This window comes from Streptomyces sp. NPDC059649, from assembly GCF_042734445.1.
Lineage (GTDB): Bacteria > Actinomycetota > Actinomycetes > Streptomycetales > Streptomycetaceae > Streptomyces.
Map to the genome: position 1 here is coordinate 57507 of NZ_JBHWDV010000014.1, position 17192 is coordinate 74698.

Below are 17192 nucleotides of genomic sequence, written 5' to 3' on the forward strand. Positions count from 1 at the left end.
AGGCCCGTGACCGTGCCGTCGGGTTCCGACACCACCCAAGAAGCCGTGCGCGGCCGCTCGCCCGGCGGCGCGGTGCCGCCCACCGCGGCCGACGCCCCGGTCGCCGCCCCCGCACGCCCGGGACGGGCCCGCCGCCTGCTCTCCCTGGCCCGCCGGGAGGCGCTGCGCTCCGGCCTCGCGGTCGTCTCCGGCGTCGCGCTGGGCCTGGCCTTCCCGCCGTACGACCTGTGGCCGCTGTCGCCGGTGGCGGTGGCCGCGCTGGCGCTGCTGACCCGCGGCCGGACCGCCCGCCAGGGCGCCTGGACCGGCCTCGTCTTCGGGCTGCCGTTCTTCCTGATCCTGCTCAAGTGGCTGCACGTGGTCGGCTGGGACGCGGTGGTGGGCCTCTCGATCGCCGAGGCGCTCTTCGTGGCACTGCTCGGTGCCGGGCTCGCGCGCACCTCCCGGCTGCCGGCCTGGCCGTTGTGGGGCGCCTGCCTGTGGGTCGCCGAGGAATGGGCCCGCGACCGGCTGCCGTTCGGCGGCTTCCCCTGGGGCCGGCTGGCCTTCGCCAACACCGGCTCGCCGTTCACCCCGCTCGCCGCGCTCGGCGGCGCCCCGCTGGTGACCTTCGCGGTCGCGCTGGCCGGCACGCTGCTGGCGGCCTGCGCCGCCACCCTGTGGGGCCTGCGCGGCAACGCCTCGGTGCGCCGGGCGGTGCCGGCGCTGGAGGCGTTCGGCCTGGCCGCCGCCATCACCGCGGCCGGGGTGCTGGTGCCGGTCCCCACGAAGGCCGACGACACCGTCGACATCGCCGTCGTCCAGGGCAACGTCCAGCAGGCCGGGATGGACTTCCTGGGCCGCCCCATGAAGATCCTCGACAACCACGCCACGGCCACCGAGAAGCTCGCCGCCGACATCAAGGCCGGCCGCGCGAAGAAGCCGGACCTGGTCATCTGGCCGGAGAACTCCTCCGACCTCGACCCGTTCCAGTACCCGCAGGCGTACGACCGGATCGACGAGGCGGTCAAGGCGATCGGCGTGCCCGTGCTCGTGGGCGCCCTGGTGGACCATCCGTCCAAGAAGGGGTACGTCTTCAACGAGGGCATCGTCTGGGACCCGAAGAAGGGACCGGGTGCCTCGTACACCAAGCAGCACCCGGTGCCGTTCGGCGAGTACGTACCGTTCCGGGAGCAGCTCAGCAAGATCATCACGCGCTTCCAGCGGGTGCCCCGCGACTTCTACCCCGGTGACCACACCGGTCTGCTGCACGTCGGCCCGGCCAGACTCGGCGACGTCATCTGCTTCGAGGTCGCCTACGACGAGATCGTGCACGACACCGTCGGCGCCGGCGCCCGGGCCCTGGTCATCCAGACCAACAACGCCACCTACGGGCGCACCGGCCAGCCCGAGCAGCAACTGGCGATGTCCAAGCTGCGCGCCGTCGAGCACGGCCGCGCGGTGGTCACCGCGGCCACCAGCGGGATCAGCGCGGTGGTCGCCCCGGACGGCACGGTCACCCACCGGATCCCGGAATTCACCCAGGGCGTGGTCTCCGCCCGCATTCCTCTGCGCGACGAAACGACGCTCGCCGACCGCGTCGGCGCCGCACCTGAATGGGTGCTCGCTATCGTGGGCCTTCTGTCCTGTGCCGCCGCGGTGATCGGCGGCCGGCGCGGGCGTACGAAGGACGAGAAGGGGCAGCAGTGACAGACGGTCAGCGGCGGTACGGTCCGCTCGGCACCACCTTGGTGATCATCCCGACGTACAACGAGGCGGAGAACATCAAGCCGGTCGTCTCGCGGCTGCGGGCCGCCGTCCCCGAGGCGCACGTCCTCGTCGCGGACGACAACAGCCCGGACGGGACCGGCAAGCTGGCCGACGAACTGGCCGCCGAGGACGAGCAGGTGCACGTCCTGCACCGCAAGGGCAAGGAAGGGCTCGGCGCCGCCTACCTGGCCGGCTTCCGCTGGGGCATCGACAACGGCTACGGCGTGCTCGTCGAGATGGACGCCGACGGCTCGCACCAGCCCGAGGAACTGCCCCGGCTGCTGACCGCCCTCAAGGGCGCCGATCTGGTCCTCGGCTCGCGCTGGGTGCCCGGCGGCCGGACCGTCAACTGGCCCAAGTACCGCCAGTTCATCTCCCGCGGCGGCAGCACGTACTCCCGGCTGGTGCTGGACCTGCCGCTGCGCGACATCACCGGCGGCTACCGCGCCTTCCGCGCGGAGACCCTCGAAGGGCTCGGGCTCGACGAGGTGGCCTCCCAGGGCTACTGCTTCCAGGTCGACCTCGCGCGGCGCGCCGTGCAGGCCGGCTACCACGTCGTCGAGGTGCCGATCACCTTCGTCGAACGGGAGCACGGCGACAGCAAGATGAGCCGGGACATCGTCGTGGAGGCGCTGTGGCGGGTGACCGCCTGGGGTGTCGGCTCCCGGGTGGACAAGCTCCGCCGCCGCTGAGCCCGGCGCCCGCGTCCGTACCTGATCCGTTCCCGTCGTCCGGGGGCGGTCCGGCGGGACCCGCCAGGCACACTTGAGGCATGACGTTCGGAGCCATGCCCCCGCCGAGTACCCGCCCGCCCCAGCGCTCGCGCGCCCGCAGGTTCGTCCCCTTGGGCATCGCCGTCTGGATGGTGCTGGAGATCTGGCTGCTGACCCTGGTCGCCGGGGCCACCAACGGTCTGACCGTCTTCCTGCTGCTGGTCGCCGGGGTGGTCGCCGGCGGGTACGTGATCAAGCGGGCCGGCCGCCGCGCCTGGCAGAACCTCACCGAGGGCCTGCGGGCGGGCGCCGATCCGGCCGCCGCGCAGCCGGCGTCGCCGGGCAACGACCGCCAGGGTGGCGGCAATACGCTGCCGATGGCCGGCGGTCTGCTGCTGATGATCCCCGGGCTGGTCTCCGATGTCCTGGGGCTGCTCTGCCTCTTCCCGCCGACCGGCCGGCTGATCCGGCGGCGGGCCGAGAAGCTGCTGAACCAGCCGGTCTCCTACACTCCGGGGTCGTTCGGTGACGCGTTCCAGCAGGCCCGGATGCACCGGCCGGACGGCAAGGTCGTCCAGGGCGAGGTCATCCGCGACGACGAGCCGTCGCCCCCGCGCCGCCAGGACCCGCCGCTGACCGGCTGACGGCGACCGGCTGACGGCGACCGGCGCCGCCGACCGGCCGGGGAGCCGATCGCCCGGGGAGCCGATCGCCCGAGGAGCCGACCGGCGCATGCCGGGGAACGCCAAGGGCCGGGGCCACTGCAGTTGCGCAGTGGCCCCGGCCCTTACGTGCTGGTGTTGCGGCCGCAGGTCGTGCCGTCAGGCGGACTTGCGGTTGCTGTCGCGCGGGTGCACCGCGATGTTCATGGTGCCGGAACGAAGGACCGCCAGCCGTTCGGCCAGCACCTCCTCCAGCTCCTCGCGGGTGCGCCGCTCCATGAGCATGTCCCAGTGCGTACGCGCGGGCTTACCCTTCTTTTCCTCAGGGCCGTCGCCATCCACCAGAAGCGAGGGCGCACCGCACACCTTGCACTCCCACTCCGGCGGAATCTCGGCCTCAACCGAGAACGGCATCTCAAATCGATGTCCGTTCTGGCATGCGTACTCCACCGCCTGGCGCGGGGCCAGGTCGATGCCGCGGTCGGTCTCGTAGCTGGTCACCACGAGGCGCGTGCCGCGGAGAGCTCGCTCACTCATGAATCGTGCCTCCCGGGCTTGTCGCCCACAGGACAGGTGTCGCTGTCGTCGTCATCCGGTCAACGTCCGGTCGGCGGTGAAGATTCCCGTATTCGGGACATGTGCGTCGCCCGTCGTGCCGCCCCTTGTTGTACCCACCGGCGCCCGGTTTGTCACATCTGGCAGCAGATGTCACCCAGCGCCTTCCATGCTTGAGCGCGCAGTAACGGTCCGCCTGGTGAGCCAAAGGCGTATACTACCGGCCCGCACGCCCTGGGGCTAAATCCGGTCAGGTATCGGGTTCCCGGCCGCCGCGATCGCCCGCCTGACCGGCACCCTCGCCAGCAGGACGAACCCGATCACGAAGAAGGCCGCCAGGGACACGATGGCGGCCCGGTAGCTCCCGGACAACTGGTAGGCCACCCCGAACACCAGCGGCCCCAGCCAGCTCACCCCGCGGTCGCTCAACTCGTACGCGGAAAAGTACTCCGCCTCCTTGCCGCGCGGGACCAGATGCGAGAACAGCGACCGGGACAGCGCCTGGCTGCCGCCCAGGACCAGCCCGATGCCGGCGGCCAGCGCGAAGAACCACACCGGTGCCCGCGCAGGCAGGAAGCAGCCGGCCGTGACCGTCACCGTCCAGGCCGCCAGCGAGCCCAGGATCGTCCGCCGGGCACCGTACCGCCGGGCCAGCCGGCCCATCAACAGGGCGCCCGCGGCGGCCAGCACCTGCACCAGGAGGACCGCCATGATCAGCGTCGTCTGGTCCAGCCCGAGCTCCTCGGAGCCGAAGACCGACGCCTGGGTGATCACCGTCTGCACGCCGTCGTTGTAGATGAGGTAGGCCAGCAGGAACGACAGCGTGAGCGGGTGGCGGCGCATATCGCGCAGCGTTCCCCGCAGCTGGCGCCAACCCTGGCCGAGCGAGCCGCCGCTCCTCTCCGTGAGGCCGGGACCGGGGCCGGGGCCGGAGCCGGGGGCCGCAGCCGCCCGCCGGTCGCGCAGCCGCCGCAGCGGGATCAGCGAGAACGCGCCCCACCACAGCCCCGCCGACGCCAGACAGATCCGTACCGCGGTGCCCTCGGAGACACCGAAGGAATCGTGCGCGCCGTAGAGGACGAGGTCCGCGACGAGCACCAGCGCCCCGGAGGCGTAGCCGAACGCCCAGCCCCGCGAGGACACCGCGTCCCGTTCGTCGGGCGTCGCGATCTGCGGGAGGAAGGAGTTGTAGAGCATCGACGACACCACGAACCCGACGTTCGCGACGACCAGCAGCGCCCCGCCCAGCAGATAGCGGTCACCCCCCAGGAAGAACATCCCGGTGGTCGCCGCGGCGCCGATGTACGCGCAACCGCCCAGCAGTGGCTTCTTGCGGCCGGTCCGGTCGGCCAGCGCCCCGGCCAGCGGCATGACCAGCACCGACACCAGCAGTGACACCGACACCGTGTAGGCGTAGAAGGAACCGGCACGCACCGGGATGCCCAGCGGATGCACGAAGCCGTCCGGGCCGGCCGCGGCCCTGGCCACCGACGTCAGGTAGGGGCCCAGGAAGACCGTGAGCACACTCGTCGAGTAGACGCTGTTCGCCCAGTCGTACCAGTACCAGCCGCGTTGCTCGCGGCGCCGGGCGGCCGTCTCGTCGACGCCCCCGGTCACGGCCTCAGCGCTGTGCACGCCCACCCCCGTCATACCGTCCCCGTTTCCACCGGGACGGTACGGGGGCGTCAGACCCAGCTCCCCCGCTCGGTCAGCACCGTCCGCAGCGTCTCTATGTGGTCGATTAAGTGACGCCTACTTCAGCATCGCCATGAGCTGGAAGAACAGCCCCCTGCAAGATCAAATGGGAGACTCCTGGGAGAAGCGACGCTCTCGAAGTATTCTGCGGGCCGCTTCTACCTCCACCTCGTCTCCCATCAACTTCTCCCACCGCTCCTGCAACGCCTCGACGATACGGTGCTCCATCGGCACCGTCACCTTCGAGTACGTACCCTCCACGCCCTGCAGTCGATGCCCCAGTCGCTCCTCGGACGCGACTCTGCTGTGCCCGTCCTCGTCGAGCCAGTGCTTATGGGCATGACGCAGGCCATGAGGAACCATCCCCTCAAGGCCCTCCACCGCCCGCACAGCGGTCCTCGCCCACCGGCCCGAGCGTTCCTCCACCCCGTCCACCGCAGGGCGCCAGTAGCACGGATAGAACCTCGTCCCCAGTAGATGGCCACCCGTGCTGGACGGAAAGACCCATTCGCTGCCGTGTCCCTCCAGCAGCTGGACATGCAGCGCGTGCAGGAACGGGGGGATTACCAGGTTGCGCCGGGACCCGTACTTGGGCATCTGCAGCGTCGGCTTGCCCCTGGCGTACTGGTGCTGCCACTGCACGCGCAGCGCCGGCATGTCCGCGTAGCGAGCCAGGAGCTTCGGCGTGCGTCGTTTCCGGTCCGGGTCGGACCTCGGCCAGGTGGGTGAGGCGAACTCCCGTCTCAGGCCGTACATCTCACGCAGCCGCATCCCTGTAAAGGCCTTGGTGAGGACGAAGACGTAACCAGTGAAGCCCCAGATGTCATAGGAGTTCACGGCGAGCTGGAGCACCTGCTCAGGGGCTGGAGTCAGCCGCTCGACTTCCTCGGGAGGCTCATACCGGCCCCGCCGACGATCTGGGCGGGGCACCGGCGTCTCTGGGATGAGGGGGGGCTTATGGTCGACGGCGTCGCGCATGAGTAGTCCGAAGACCCCCAAGATGCTGGATGCGTAACTGGCCGATCGTTCAGCGCGGATCATCTTTGCCCACTGCTGATAGCGGGTTGTAGTGATCTTCCGGAGGGGGGTCTCTCCCCAATGTGGGATCAGCTGAGCCTTAATGATCGACTCATAGGTGATGAAGCTGGTATCGGCAAGATCCAGATTGTTCAGCCACAACTTCGCCCAGGCGTCGAACGGCACGTTTCCGTCGCTGCTGCTGACGTAGCGGTCGTTGCGGACGTCCGACTCGCGATCTAGGCCGTACTCGTAGGCTTTTGCCTCGTCAGTGAACCCGGATTTGCTGTCGTAGAGCTTCTTGCCGGTCTCTGGATGAACCTTGCCGGTGTCCCATCTGACTCGGCACTTCGAGCCCCGCCACTCGACATACGGCATCATGATTCCTTCGGCGTTCTTCGCGGTGGCCCGGCAGGACCCGAAGGCCGCTGCCGTGGCCGCCACGTGGACTGCTAGTCGTCGTGTCGTCCCACTATGCAGGCACGGCACTCACCGCAGTCTCCTCCCTGACGCCTCACCAGGTCCCGCACGATGCGACGCTCGGTCGCGTCGTGCAGGGCTCTTGGCGTCACTATGCACACGAGCTTGCCATCGACCAGACCCCGGAGCGCGTGGAAGTTCGGTCCGTGATCTGCGGTGACCATGTCGTGCATGGTCCCCCCTTCCGGGACGAGGGACCTCCCAAGTGGCTACTGATAGTCGCACATTGAACGACTTTCGTGACCGGGTTTGCGCAAGTTGATCTGCCATATGACGGTAACGGCCCGGAAAAAAGCAATGGTTGTACCTATGGAGGGATCAGTTCCCAACATTTCGGGACTGCCGAAGTCGCCGCAGCTCGTCGATTACGCGCTGTTTCAGTTTGCGGATGTCGGCCGCTGACATGCCGTCGGCCACGGCGATCGCCGCGTTGGTGACGGCCTGCTCGACGTCACCTTCCAGGTCGTCGCTCGTCACGGGGGAGGACACAACCCCCTCCGTCAGCCTCTCGGCGACGGTCGGGTCGCCGCCGCGTAGCACCTCATGACAGGAGCCGGGGGCCCACTGAAGCACGGTCTCGATCTTCCCGTAAGTGAGATCGCGGACGGGCTTGGCGTCTTCCACCTTCATGAAGGTGTTGATCGTGATGTCCGCGGCCTTGGCCACGTCGATCTTGTTCATGCCCAGCTCAACGCGCCGACGCCTGACGTGGTCGGCGAGCCGGCGGAGCGCATTGTCGCGTGTAGGGGGAGGCATGACGTACATCGTCCCAGGAACTCGCAGGAACAGCTAGGAACACCCAGCTTATGGCTGGAACCTTCACGCCGCCTTAACTCTGGCCAAAGCTTAACGCGAAAGTATCTACAAGTTTCTGCATGTTACTGCGTGGTACTGCTAGTTTCTACGAGTGCGAACTCGTACAGTCTCTTCATGCACAGACCCCCAGCCACCTTCCAGGTGAACGGGGCGGCGATACGAGCGACGCGTAAGCGCCAGGGCCTCGGCATCCGTGAGACCGCAGAGGCAGCAGGGATCAGCCGCAGTTACCTGCAACGGCTGGAAACCGGCACCCGGCAACAGATGCGCCCACCCAAGTTCGCCGCACTCCGCAAAACGCTCCACGCAGACGAGGACGAACTCCTCATCCCCCACGAGGAGCCCAACGAGAAGAGGTGACATGCCTAGTCCCGAGGACACCCCCACGACCGCAGACCCGGCCATCGTCAAGGCGGTTCGCGAGGCCCTCACCACCGGCGAACTGCGCGAGATCGTCGTGGCTGCCGCCATCGAGTCGTTCAACAGCGGCGACCTGACTTTCACCCCGAAGGAGGCCGCTGCCGCCCTGGGGTGCGGCGTCCGGTTCCTCCTGGATGGGTGCAACAAGCACGGCTTCCCGTACATCGACATGGGCAAGTCGAAGCGCTTCGGCCCCCGGGAGCTCCGGGAGATCCAGAACATGCTCCGAGTCCCGGCAAAGCCGTCCCGTCTGGCTGCCGCGCGCCGCAGGTCCGCATCCCAGAAGTCGGAGACGAGTAAGCAGCCGGCCAGCCGTAAGCGGCAGAAGCCCACCGACGAGAGGCACTTGGAGCTCGCCCTCACGGGCTGAACCTCCCGCGCCGCCTAGGCGGCAATCGGCCCCACCAGCCGGGCTCTCACACACCGGCAGCGGGGCCTAGACGCACCACCCACACCAACCAGAAGGGCAGGCGTCATGAACGCCATCATCTCATCTCCCGCACCTGCAACCGACACCCCTCCTGCCAAGAAGGCCGCGCCGTCGTGCACGCCGCTGATCGAGCTCCGGCACATCGCTGACCCGCTGGACCGGGCGTTCATGCGCCTAGCCGCCGAGCACGGCGACCGGGTGTCCACCCTCGCCGACTACCCGGTGTTCGCCGCCCAGTTCGCCGGCGGGACCTCCGAGCTGCTGGCCTCCCTGTCTGGCGGTGACCTGCCTGCCACGGCGGCGCGTGAGGGCCGCTGCCTGATGTCGCCGATCGGCTGCGGTCGGCCCCTCGGGGAGATCGCCGACACCCGGGTCTTCGGCTCCCAGGCCGAGGCCGCGCGGTACGAGGCGGAGTGGCGCATCACCGGCCTGTGCCCGGACTGCCAGGACCGCATCGACGCCGACGAGGAGGCCGACCGTGGCTGACGACTACCCGGAGATCGCGGCCCGGTTCGCCCGCGAGACAGCCCAGCACAAGATGAATGTCCTGCACGAGGACGGCCTCTACCGGCACCTGCGGTTCGAGCGGCCGAACCGCCAGTACACCTTCGAGCTGATCACGTGGCCGTACAACCTCGTCGTCAAGTCAGGTTGGACGTTCCACTTCGACATCGACGCGACCCCGGACATGTTCGACCTGTTCCGCAACACCGCGTTCCCCGGCGAGATCAACCCCGGCTACTGGTCGGAGAAGGTCCGCGCCGGCCGCGACGAGATCGAGGGCTTTGACCCGGACCTGTTCGAGCGGCAAGTGAAGCAGTACGTCGTCCACTCCATCCGCGAGGGGGAGGCTCCGCGCGGCATCGGCGCCGAGGTTACCCGGGAGATCTTCGAACTGGGCGACATCAGCCACGAGGCGGGGGCTCGCGCGGAGCTGGCGGACTTCCGCTACGACGGCTGGGACTTCGGTGACCTGTCGGAGTGGGACTTCAGCGACTACACGCCGGGCTTCCTGCACTCCTGCCACGCGATCCGCCACGGCGTCGACCTGTACGACGCCGCCCGCAAGGCGGTGGCGGCATGAGCGACCGCCTGACCGAGATCGCGGCCCGCGCGGCCGCCAAGCAGCTCACCCCAGGCCCGTTCCGCCTCGGCTACGAATCGTGCGACTGCGGTGGCGACTACCCCTGCGGCCACGGCATGTGCGTCACCGGCGTGTACACCTCGACGCCGACGCCCGCAGCCACTGACCGGTACGAGCGCACCGGTGAGAAGCCCCGTGACTACGACTTTCACCGCGGCGAGATCTGTGATTTCAGTCGGGACGACTGGGAGCTGATGGCCCACGCCCGCGAGGACGTGCCGTGGCTGCTGGAGCAGTTGGAGCAGGCCCGCGGCATCGCCGTCGAGCTGGAGAACGAGAACGCGCGGCTCACTGCCGAGTTGGAGCAGCACGGCCATGCTGAGGACGGGGGCGCGTCGTGAGCCTCGAACTCCGCAGCTATCGGACAGCGCGCACCGTGAAGCGCTGTGGCATGCACGGTTGCCATCGGACCATCGAGCCTGGTGACCGGTACCTTCGCACGTCGCTTCCGCCGCTGGTTGACGTCAACTCCAGCGAGCACTGGTGGTCCCTGAACGTCTGTACCGAGTGCATGCGCGACGAGACGTCCGACGAGGAGCACGCTGCCGCCCGCTTCAACAAGCAGCACCCGATCGGCACCCCGGTCCGCGCCTACCCCGGCTTCCGGCCGGAGGTCGACCCGTCCGCGCGGCGCCTCGACACTCGCACCCGCAGCGTCGCCAGCGTTCGTGGCCACACCGCCGTTGTGTGGGTCGAGGGGCACGGCGCCTGCATCGCCCTCACCCACATCGACGTGGTCGACACCACCGAGGCCGTCTCGTGACCGCCACGCTCACCCCAATCCGCCCGGGAGGCGACATGTCTCTGACCGCTTTCGACCAGGCCCGCGGGCACCGTCTCATCGCCGAGGTGGGGGAGTCCCACCCGCATCTGCCCGCCGCCGAGGTGCATGTGCACCGGCAGATCTCGCTGGTGGCCGAGCTGACCGTCGACGTCGTTCTCCACGGTGATGAGGAGGGCTTCGGGCAGTGGCAGCGGGCCCTCGGCATCGCTGAAGTGACCAGCCGTCGAATTGACTTCGGTGGCTGGGTCACCTCCGGCCACGTCACCCGGGACGGCATCACGGTCATCCTCACCGTGCACCACCGGCAGGACGCCCCGCCGGCCATGGCGCTGGTCGCGGCATGACCGCCCGGAAGGTCACTCCGCGAGCTATCGATTCGAGGCGTACTGCAAGCGGCTCGACGCCCCCGGCCAGCCGGCCGCCGAGCCGCCTGCTGAAGAGGCCGCCACGTGACCGCCCCCGAGTGGATCGCCGCACTGTGCGGCATCGCAGCCGCAGCAATGATCGCCGCCTCGCAACGAGGCAACCGGAAGGAGGATGGGCAGTGAGGCTCTTCGCCAGCCGCAAGACACGCCGGCACAGCAATCCGGAAGCGGAGCTGGCCAAAGTGCAAGCCGAGAACGCCTACCTCCGACGCGAACTCGCCGAGGTGCAGGGCAAGTACCTGCGCACCCTCGAATCCATCGACCGAAGTGTCGGTGACCGCGCTGAGCTCGCCGAGCGGTACGCCACCGCCACTCAGCGTCAGTTCGAGGCTGAACTCATCGTCAAGTGCGTCAGCGACGAGAACACCAGGCTCAAGGCCGACAACGAACGCCTCCAGCGCCAGCTCGCGGCCGCCACCAAGCCGATCGCCCGCGTGATCCCGTTGCAGAACCGCGGCCCCGAGGCCGCCTGAAAGCCGCCGCCCCGCACCCCGATCCCGCGCCGCGGGGCGGCCCCCTACACACCTCTGGAGGGCACAGCCATGCCTGAAACCGCCTCCTACCCCCACCCTCAGCTCTTTCCCGACGACGCCGTCACCGGCAGCGGCCGACTCCTCGGCGACTGGCCGATCACCACCCCGACGCTCATCGAGGTGCCCGTCACCGACGAGCCCGCCACCGCCCCGCAGGCTGAGCAGCTGCCGACCGGCAGCGACGAGATGCGGTGGGCCGCCTGATGAAGGTCCGCATCCCGCGGCGTGCGCTGGCCGACGCCACCTCGTGGTCGGCCAGCCACCTCGCAGCCAAGCCCACCGTCCCCGCCCGCGCCGGACTCCTCCTCGACGCCACCGATGACCACCTGACCGTTGCCGGTGCCAACTGGGACGTCACCACCCACAGCACCCTTGCCGCCGACATCCTCGAACCCGGCCGCATCGTCATCTCCGGCCGGCTCGCCGCCCAGGTCATCGCCACCTACCGCTCAGAACTCATCGACATCACCGTCGACGACGGTCGGGCGACCCTGTCCGCCGGGCGCGACCGGTTCATGCTGACGCTGCTGCCGGAAGCCGACTACCCGGCCATCGCCGGACGCCCGACACCCGACGGGACCGTGGACGGCGAAGAGTTCACCGAGGCCGTCCGCCAGGTGGCGGTAGCCACCGACCCCACCGTGGTCGCCGAGCCGTGGCGGGGAGGCATCCAACTCACCGCCGACGGCGACCGGCTCACCGTGTGGGCCACCGACCGGTACCGCATGGCCGAACGCAGCATCGCCTGGACGGCAGCCAACGGCAGCCGGGATCCGGTCGGGGCGCTCGTGCCGGCCCGCAGCCTCGCCGACGCCGTCAAGGGCATGAACGCCACCGGAGACCTCGGCCTGACCCTCCGCGGCAAGACGGCGGGCCTGAGCGACGACACCCGCTACACGACCCTGGTCCGCATCGACGAGCACGGACGCAAGGACCCGCACCAATACATCCCCGACGAATTCGTCACCGAGGCCATCGTCCCCGTCGACCAGCTGGTGGCCGCCGCCAAGCGAGCCTGCCTGGTGGCCACCGACCGCAAGCCGAAGATCCTCATCGGGTTCGGGACGGACGAGATCTCCGTTCGCGCCGCAGGCGAGGACACCGGCGCCGTCGCCATGGACATCGTCGACGGCCAGCACATCGACGGGCCCGCCATCCAGATGGCGTTCCAGCCGGCCGCACTCCTCGACGGGCTCCAAGCCGTCGGCACCGACGAGGTTTCCATCGGGCTCACCAGCAACATCCGCCCGGCCATGCTCCACGCCGTCAGCGACGACAGCGACTACCGCTACCTCGTCATGCCCGTCCGCCTCTGAACCGCCGGTCGCCCCGCGGGCAATGCGGGGCGACCACCACCAAGGAGAACACGCGATGAGCACATCCCGTATCCGCCTCTTCGGCCCCGACCGGCAGATGGTCGGAATCCCCGAGATCGAGTGGGCCGTCTGGATCCTCGGCCCCGACGACGTCCTCAAGCAGCCCGACCTGATCACCGCCCTCGAGGTGGCCGCCGAGCACAACGCCTGCTTCGTCGAACTCCTCGACGGCAGCCCGTACAGCCCCACCTGCTACGCCGTCGTCCTGCACCACGGCTACGCCTGGAACCGGGCCGTCGAGCACCAGCTCGGCAACGACTGCGGCCACCCCGATTGCGCACCCTGCACCATCAACCGCACCAGCCTCAAGGCGGCCGGCTGATGGACGACATGATCCGCTGCCACTGCGGCGACACCGACGGCCCCTTCGAGCGCCGGCCCGACGGCTCGTACCGCTGCGAAGGCTGCATCAAGACGGGCGGAGCATCGTGACCGCCGTCGCCGCCGAGACCGCGGTCGTGCCCGGCCTCTACGACATCGACGCCGAGCTGTACCACTCAGACCCCATCCCTGGCGGCAGCCTCTCCTCCACAGGGGCCCGCAAGCTCGCCACCGAATGCCCCGCCAAGTTCAAGTACTGGCTCGACCACGCCGAACCCACCAAGCCGAACCTTGAGTTGGGCACCGCCGCCCACAAGCTCGTCCTCGACGACGGCCCCGAACTCGTCCTCGTCGACGCCGCCCGATGGGACAGCAACGCCATAAAGGCCGAGGTCGCGGCGATCCGCGACGAAGGGAAGATCCCCCTCAAGCGGGCCGCGCTCGACCAGATCCACGCCATGGCCGCCGCCCTCCGCGCCAACCCGGAGGCCGAGGCCCTCCTCGACCCCGGCAGCGGAGTCGCTGAGCAGTCCCTGTTCTGGGAGGACCGCGGTATCTGGCGCCGGTCCCGCCTCGACTGGCTGCGCAACGAAGGCCAGATCGTCGATTACAAGACGACCAAGTCCGCCAACCCCGAAGACCTCGGGCGGATGTTCCACGACTGGGGCTACCACCAGCAGCAGGAGTTCTACACCGACGGCGGAATCGCCCTTGACCTGATCGACCCCGAACTCCCCTTCCAGTTCGTGATCCAGGAAAAGGACCCGCCGTACCTGGTCGTCGTCACCACCTGCGACCCGACCGCACGCGACATAGGCCGACACCTCAACGAGCGGGCCCTCCACACCTACGCCCACTGCCGGGAGACCGGCGAATGGCCCGGATACCTCGAAGCACCTCTCACCGCGCTCCCCACCTGGGTTGAGCGTCAGTACGCCTAGGAGCTACCCATGAGCCAGCTTCCCCCTCCCGTCCGCGCCGGCCGTCAGCAGCCGCAAGCCGACGAGTACGACGACGGCCCCTTCACCTTCCGGCCCGCAACCAAGGACGGTTTCAACGCCACCGTCGCCATTCAGGGGCCTTCCGGCTCCGGGAAGACGTGGACCGGGCTGTCCATCGCCAGCGGCCTGGCGGAAGGCCGACGCTTCGCCGTCATCGACACCGAGCGCGGCGCCGCCGCTCTGTACGTCAACGACCTCGACGTCGCCTTCGACACCCTGCCGATGCACCGGTACGACCCCCGCGACCTGCAGAAAGCCCTGGCCGCCGCAGCGCAGGCGGGATACCCGGTCGTCATGGTCGACTCCCTCAGCCACTTCTGGAAGGGCACCGACGGCACCCTCGACCAGGTCGAAAAGGCCAAGTCCAAGTACGGCGGCAACAAGTTCGCCGGCTGGAAGGACGGCACCCCGCTTCAGAACGAAATGATCGAAGCGCTCATGGCTTACCCGGGGCACGTGGTCGTGACGATGCGGTCCTACGTGCACTGGGTCCTGGAGAACGGATCCCCGGTCAACAAGGGGATGCGCGCCGAGCAGCGCAAGGGCATCGAGTTCGAGTTCGGTGTGGCTGCCGAGATGGACGAAGCCAATCGGCTCCGCTTCATCAAGTCCCGCTGCCCTTCCTTCCGGGGCCTCGTCCTCAACCAGCCCAACGGGGCGCGTGACATCGCCAAGCCCTACCTGGACTGGCTGCGCGACGGCGGCAAGGAGATCGACGCCACGGCGTGGATCGACTCCGCCAAGGATGCCGACGCCACCCCGGACAGTCTGCTCAACCTCTACCGCGAGGTCGAGGCATCCAGCGCCCTCGCGACGCCGCTGATGCACCCGCAGACGGGCAAGCCGACCAGCCTCGGCGCCTACATCAAGGAGCGCGGCACCGCGCTGAAGAACGCCGCCTAGCCGCCCCGGCCGGCCCGCGGGCAGTGCGGGCCGGCCACCCCACCAGCTTCTCACCTCTCAGGAGTCATCCATGCCCCGCAAGCTCACCACCGCCGAGCGCCTGGCATCTGCCGACAAGGACGAGCGGCTCACCGACATCGTCGACCGCGCCAGCAGTTGGGACCGGTTCCTCGTCCAGCAAGCCGTCTTCGCCTTCGGCCTCACCCGGGACACCTTTTCCGCAAACGACCTGCGCGACGTGCTGCCGGAGCTTTCCCACGGCCTTCTCGGCGCCGCCATCAACGGCCTGCGCCAGGGCGGGGTCATCGAGCACACCAAGCAGTACGTGCCGTCCACCTCGCCGGCCACGCACGGCCACCCCATCGCTGTGTGGCGCCTGTCGGTCAAGGGCCTGCTCATAGCCGAGACCCGCCGGCCGAAGAAGGCCGCCGCGTGAACCCGCTCCGGGCCCTCGCCGCCCGCCTCCGCCGCCGCGAACCCCTCGACCCCCACCTCGCCGCACTCGAAGCCATCTGGCGCCACCCCGCCGCCCGCCGCCGCAACACCCCAGGAAGGGGGACACGACCGTGACCACCGCGACCCGCACCGCACCCCACCACAACACGCTCACTTGCTATACCGACTACAAGTGCCGGCGCCCCGACTGCGTTACCCGCTACAACGACCGCAACAACGCCCGCCGCCACGCCCAGAAGGACGGGACCTGGGACCGGCTCATCGACGCCGCCCCGGTCCGGGAACACCTCCTCCACCTCCAGGCCAGCAACATCGGCCCCGGCGCAGTCGCATACACCACCGGCCTGTCCATCCAGACCATCCTCGAGTTCACCCAGGCCCGCCCAAACAAGGGCCGCGGACGCCGGCAGCGCACCTCACCCGAGATGGCAGCCAAGATCCTCGCCGTCACCGTCGACAACCACCGCACAGGCCGCGTCCCCGCCATCGGGTCCATCCGCCGCGTCCAGGCCCTCGTCGCCGCCGGCTGGCCCCTCCGACAGATCGCCGAACACGCCGGACTCAGCAGCGCAAACGCCAGCACCCTGCTACGACGCACAACCATCTTCGCGGCCACCGCCAAAGCCATCGCCGCGACCTTCGAAGACCTCAAGGGTAAGAGGCCGCTGCGGAACGGCGTCGACAAGGGGCAGGCCAAGCGGGCCCGGAACTGGGCCGCCCGCAATCGCTGGGCCACCTGCGCCTACTGGGCAGAGCGGATGGACGTCATCGACGACCCCGACTTCATCCCCGAGGACACGAAGCTCCGCGCCGAGATCGTCGCTGAAGAAGCCCACTGGCTCATGAGCGTCGGCGGTCTCGATCGCGACCAGGCCGCAGCCCGCCTTGGCATCGCCCGCTTCACCATCGACCGGGCACTCCGTGAACACCCCCAAGGTGAATTGGGGATGGCCGCATGAGCGCCCGCAACTGGCGCGACCAGGCCCTCTGCGCCCAGATCGACCCGGACCTCTTCGCCCCCGACGTCTGCAACGCCGCAACGGTTCGCGAGCCCAAAGTCACCTGCGGCAAGTGCCCCGTCGAGACGCGCTGCCTCGAGGAGGCCCTCGTCGAGGAGCAGGGCCTGCCGCCCCATATGAGGTGCGGAATCCGCGGAGGCAAAACGCCCCGCGAACGAGCCGCCATCGACAAGACGCGCCGCCGACCGGCCGCAGCCTGACGCAACAACGCCCCGCCCACTGGCGGGGCCCCGGCCCGGGTCGCGCAACGGCAGACGCAGCCGCCTTAAAAGCGGATCAAGTGCGGGTTCGAATCCCGTTCCGGGCACCACCGGCATCAAGCCGGCCACGCACACCAACGCCCCGCGGAAACCGCGGGGCGAGAAGGGAGGGGAGAGGGATGTCAGTCGTCGGTCGACTTGGTGACGAGCACGCGCTCTTCGCCGAGTGCTTCCAGGGCGCGCTCGTAGAAGTCCATGCCGACCAGGACGGCGACGCGCTTTCCGCGGGACGTCATCACCGTCGTCTCGTCGTAGTAGCGGGCTCGTTCGATCGCGTCGGCGAGCGCGTTGCGCACATCCGCGATCTTCTCCTGGTGCTCCTTCTTGGGCGCGGTCATGTCGGCAGTGTACCTCAGGAACATGATGTACATGAGCGCGTTGAACGCTATTATGTACACGAACTTCCGATGCGTCAGGGCCGCGAAAGGCGACC

The 17192-nt window shown here is 69.1% G+C and carries 25 protein-coding genes and 1 tRNA gene; 21 read left to right on the forward strand and 5 right to left on the reverse strand.

The window, feature by feature from the left end:
• Positions 1-12 precede the first annotated feature (12 nt).
• The 3 genes from lnt (at position 13) to fxsA (ending at position 3106) form a co-directional block, all read left to right on the forward strand.
• Positions 13-1689 (forward strand): apolipoprotein N-acyltransferase, encoded by a 1677-nt coding sequence (gene lnt / locus ACFV1J_RS17395; RefSeq protein ID WP_385859211.1) that lies wholly within the window; start codon positions 13-15, stop codon positions 1687-1689.
• Positions 1686-2441: a polyprenol monophosphomannose synthase gene (locus ACFV1J_RS17400; RefSeq protein ID WP_385858913.1), complete on the forward strand. Its 756-nt coding sequence runs from the start codon at positions 1686-1688 to the stop codon at positions 2439-2441. The genes lnt and ACFV1J_RS17400 overlap by 4 nt, the downstream gene beginning before the upstream one ends.
• A gap of 80 nt (positions 2442-2521) precedes the next feature.
• Complete coding sequence (fxsA, locus tag ACFV1J_RS17405) at positions 2522-3106, forward strand: FxsA family membrane protein (RefSeq protein ID WP_385858915.1); 585 nt, start codon at positions 2522-2524, stop codon at positions 3104-3106.
• Between the two features lie 177 nt (positions 3107-3283).
• Here the strand turns inward: fxsA and ACFV1J_RS17410 are convergent, their stop codons facing one another.
• The 4 genes from ACFV1J_RS17410 to ACFV1J_RS17425 all read right to left on the reverse strand — a co-directional run bounded on the left by ACFV1J_RS17410 (position 3284) and on the right by ACFV1J_RS17425 (position 7552).
• On the reverse strand, positions 3284-3661 hold the full coding sequence (locus ACFV1J_RS17410; protein WP_026170122.1) for an RNA polymerase-binding protein RbpA: 378 nt from the start codon (positions 3659-3661) through the stop codon (positions 3284-3286).
• Between the two features lie 258 nt (positions 3662-3919).
• Positions 3920-5329 (reverse strand): MFS transporter, encoded by a 1410-nt coding sequence (locus tag ACFV1J_RS17415; RefSeq protein WP_385858919.1) that lies wholly within the window; start codon positions 5327-5329, stop codon positions 3920-3922.
• A gap of 147 nt (positions 5330-5476) precedes the next feature.
• Positions 5477-6772, reverse strand: coding sequence for an integrase (locus tag ACFV1J_RS17420; RefSeq protein ID WP_385858921.1), 1296 nt, complete (start codon positions 6770-6772; stop codon positions 5477-5479).
• Positions 6773-7189: 417 nt separating this feature from the next.
• The gene (locus tag ACFV1J_RS17425) at positions 7190-7552 is read right to left on the reverse strand and encodes a hypothetical protein (protein ID WP_385858923.1); all 363 of its coding nucleotides are present in this window, start codon (positions 7550-7552) and stop codon (positions 7190-7192) included.
• 249 nt (positions 7553-7801) lie between these two features.
• Between ACFV1J_RS17425 and ACFV1J_RS17430 the strand changes: the two genes are divergently transcribed.
• From ACFV1J_RS17430 to ACFV1J_RS17515, 18 genes are all read left to right on the forward strand, one after another.
• Positions 7802-8047, forward strand: coding sequence for a helix-turn-helix domain-containing protein (locus tag ACFV1J_RS17430; protein WP_385858924.1), 246 nt, complete (start codon positions 7802-7804; stop codon positions 8045-8047).
• A 1-nt stretch (position 8048) separates the two neighbouring features.
• Positions 8049-8477, forward strand: a complete 429-nt coding sequence (locus ACFV1J_RS17435) for a hypothetical protein (RefSeq protein ID WP_385858925.1) — start codon at positions 8049-8051, stop codon at positions 8475-8477.
• Positions 8478-8582: 105 nt separating this feature from the next.
• Positions 8583-9023 (forward strand): hypothetical protein, encoded by a 441-nt coding sequence (locus tag ACFV1J_RS17440; protein WP_385858926.1) that lies wholly within the window; start codon positions 8583-8585, stop codon positions 9021-9023.
• Positions 9016-9621, forward strand: a complete 606-nt coding sequence (locus ACFV1J_RS17445; protein WP_385858927.1) for a hypothetical protein — start codon at positions 9016-9018, stop codon at positions 9619-9621. Before ACFV1J_RS17440 ends, ACFV1J_RS17445 begins: the two co-directional genes overlap by 8 nt.
• Positions 9618-10022, forward strand: a complete 405-nt coding sequence (locus tag ACFV1J_RS17450) for a hypothetical protein (protein ID WP_385858929.1) — start codon at positions 9618-9620, stop codon at positions 10020-10022. The genes ACFV1J_RS17445 and ACFV1J_RS17450 overlap by 4 nt, the downstream gene beginning before the upstream one ends.
• A 170-nt stretch (positions 10023-10192) precedes the next feature.
• Positions 10193-10444 carry a hypothetical protein gene (locus tag ACFV1J_RS17455; RefSeq protein WP_385858931.1) on the forward strand — a complete coding sequence of 84 codons (252 nt, stop codon included), beginning with the start codon at positions 10193-10195 and terminating at the stop codon, positions 10442-10444.
• A 35-nt stretch (positions 10445-10479) separates the two neighbouring features.
• Positions 10480-10809 (forward strand): hypothetical protein, encoded by a 330-nt coding sequence (locus tag ACFV1J_RS17460; RefSeq protein WP_385858933.1) that lies wholly within the window; start codon positions 10480-10482, stop codon positions 10807-10809.
• Between the two features lie 200 nt (positions 10810-11009).
• A complete protein-coding gene (locus ACFV1J_RS17465) occupies positions 11010-11363 on the forward strand; it encodes a hypothetical protein (protein ID WP_385858935.1) in 354 nt (117 codons plus the stop codon).
• A 69-nt stretch (positions 11364-11432) separates the two neighbouring features.
• On the forward strand, positions 11433-11627 hold the full coding sequence (locus tag ACFV1J_RS17470) for a hypothetical protein (RefSeq protein WP_385858937.1): 195 nt from the start codon (positions 11433-11435) through the stop codon (positions 11625-11627).
• Entirely contained in the window at positions 11627-12739 is a 1113-nt protein-coding gene (gene dnaN / locus ACFV1J_RS17475) for a DNA polymerase III subunit beta (protein WP_385858939.1), read from the forward strand. The genes ACFV1J_RS17470 and dnaN overlap by 1 nt, the downstream gene beginning before the upstream one ends.
• A gap of 55 nt (positions 12740-12794) precedes the next feature.
• On the forward strand, positions 12795-13121 hold the full coding sequence (locus ACFV1J_RS17480; protein ID WP_385858941.1) for a hypothetical protein: 327 nt from the start codon (positions 12795-12797) through the stop codon (positions 13119-13121).
• 106 nt (positions 13122-13227) lie between these two features.
• A complete protein-coding gene (locus tag ACFV1J_RS17485; protein WP_385858943.1) occupies positions 13228-14061 on the forward strand; it encodes a PD-(D/E)XK nuclease-like domain-containing protein in 834 nt (277 codons plus the stop codon).
• A 9-nt stretch (positions 14062-14070) separates the two neighbouring features.
• Entirely contained in the window at positions 14071-15024 is a 954-nt protein-coding gene (locus tag ACFV1J_RS17490) for an AAA family ATPase (protein ID WP_385858945.1), read from the forward strand.
• Positions 15025-15094: 70 nt separating this feature from the next.
• Positions 15095-15460: a hypothetical protein gene (locus ACFV1J_RS17495; RefSeq protein ID WP_385858947.1), complete on the forward strand. Its 366-nt coding sequence runs from the start codon at positions 15095-15097 to the stop codon at positions 15458-15460.
• The gene (locus ACFV1J_RS17500) at positions 15457-15594 is read left to right on the forward strand and encodes a hypothetical protein (protein WP_385858949.1); all 138 of its coding nucleotides are present in this window, start codon (positions 15457-15459) and stop codon (positions 15592-15594) included. The genes ACFV1J_RS17495 and ACFV1J_RS17500 overlap by 4 nt, the downstream gene beginning before the upstream one ends.
• Positions 15591-16439 (forward strand): hypothetical protein, encoded by an 849-nt coding sequence (locus ACFV1J_RS17505; protein ID WP_385858951.1) that lies wholly within the window; start codon positions 15591-15593, stop codon positions 16437-16439. The genes ACFV1J_RS17500 and ACFV1J_RS17505 overlap by 4 nt, the downstream gene beginning before the upstream one ends.
• Complete coding sequence (locus ACFV1J_RS17510) at positions 16436-16699, forward strand: WhiB family transcriptional regulator (protein WP_385858953.1); 264 nt, start codon at positions 16436-16438, stop codon at positions 16697-16699. The genes ACFV1J_RS17505 and ACFV1J_RS17510 overlap by 4 nt, the downstream gene beginning before the upstream one ends.
• A 33-nt stretch (positions 16700-16732) precedes the next feature.
• A tRNA-Leu gene (locus tag ACFV1J_RS17515) sits at positions 16733-16809 on the forward strand.
• A 72-nt stretch (positions 16810-16881) separates the two neighbouring features.
• On the opposite strand, the gene ACFV1J_RS17520 is transcribed toward ACFV1J_RS17515, so the two are convergent.
• On the reverse strand, positions 16882-17097 hold the full coding sequence (locus tag ACFV1J_RS17520; protein ID WP_385858955.1) for a type II toxin-antitoxin system prevent-host-death family antitoxin: 216 nt from the start codon (positions 17095-17097) through the stop codon (positions 16882-16884).
• Positions 17098-17192: the final 95 nt, after the last annotated feature.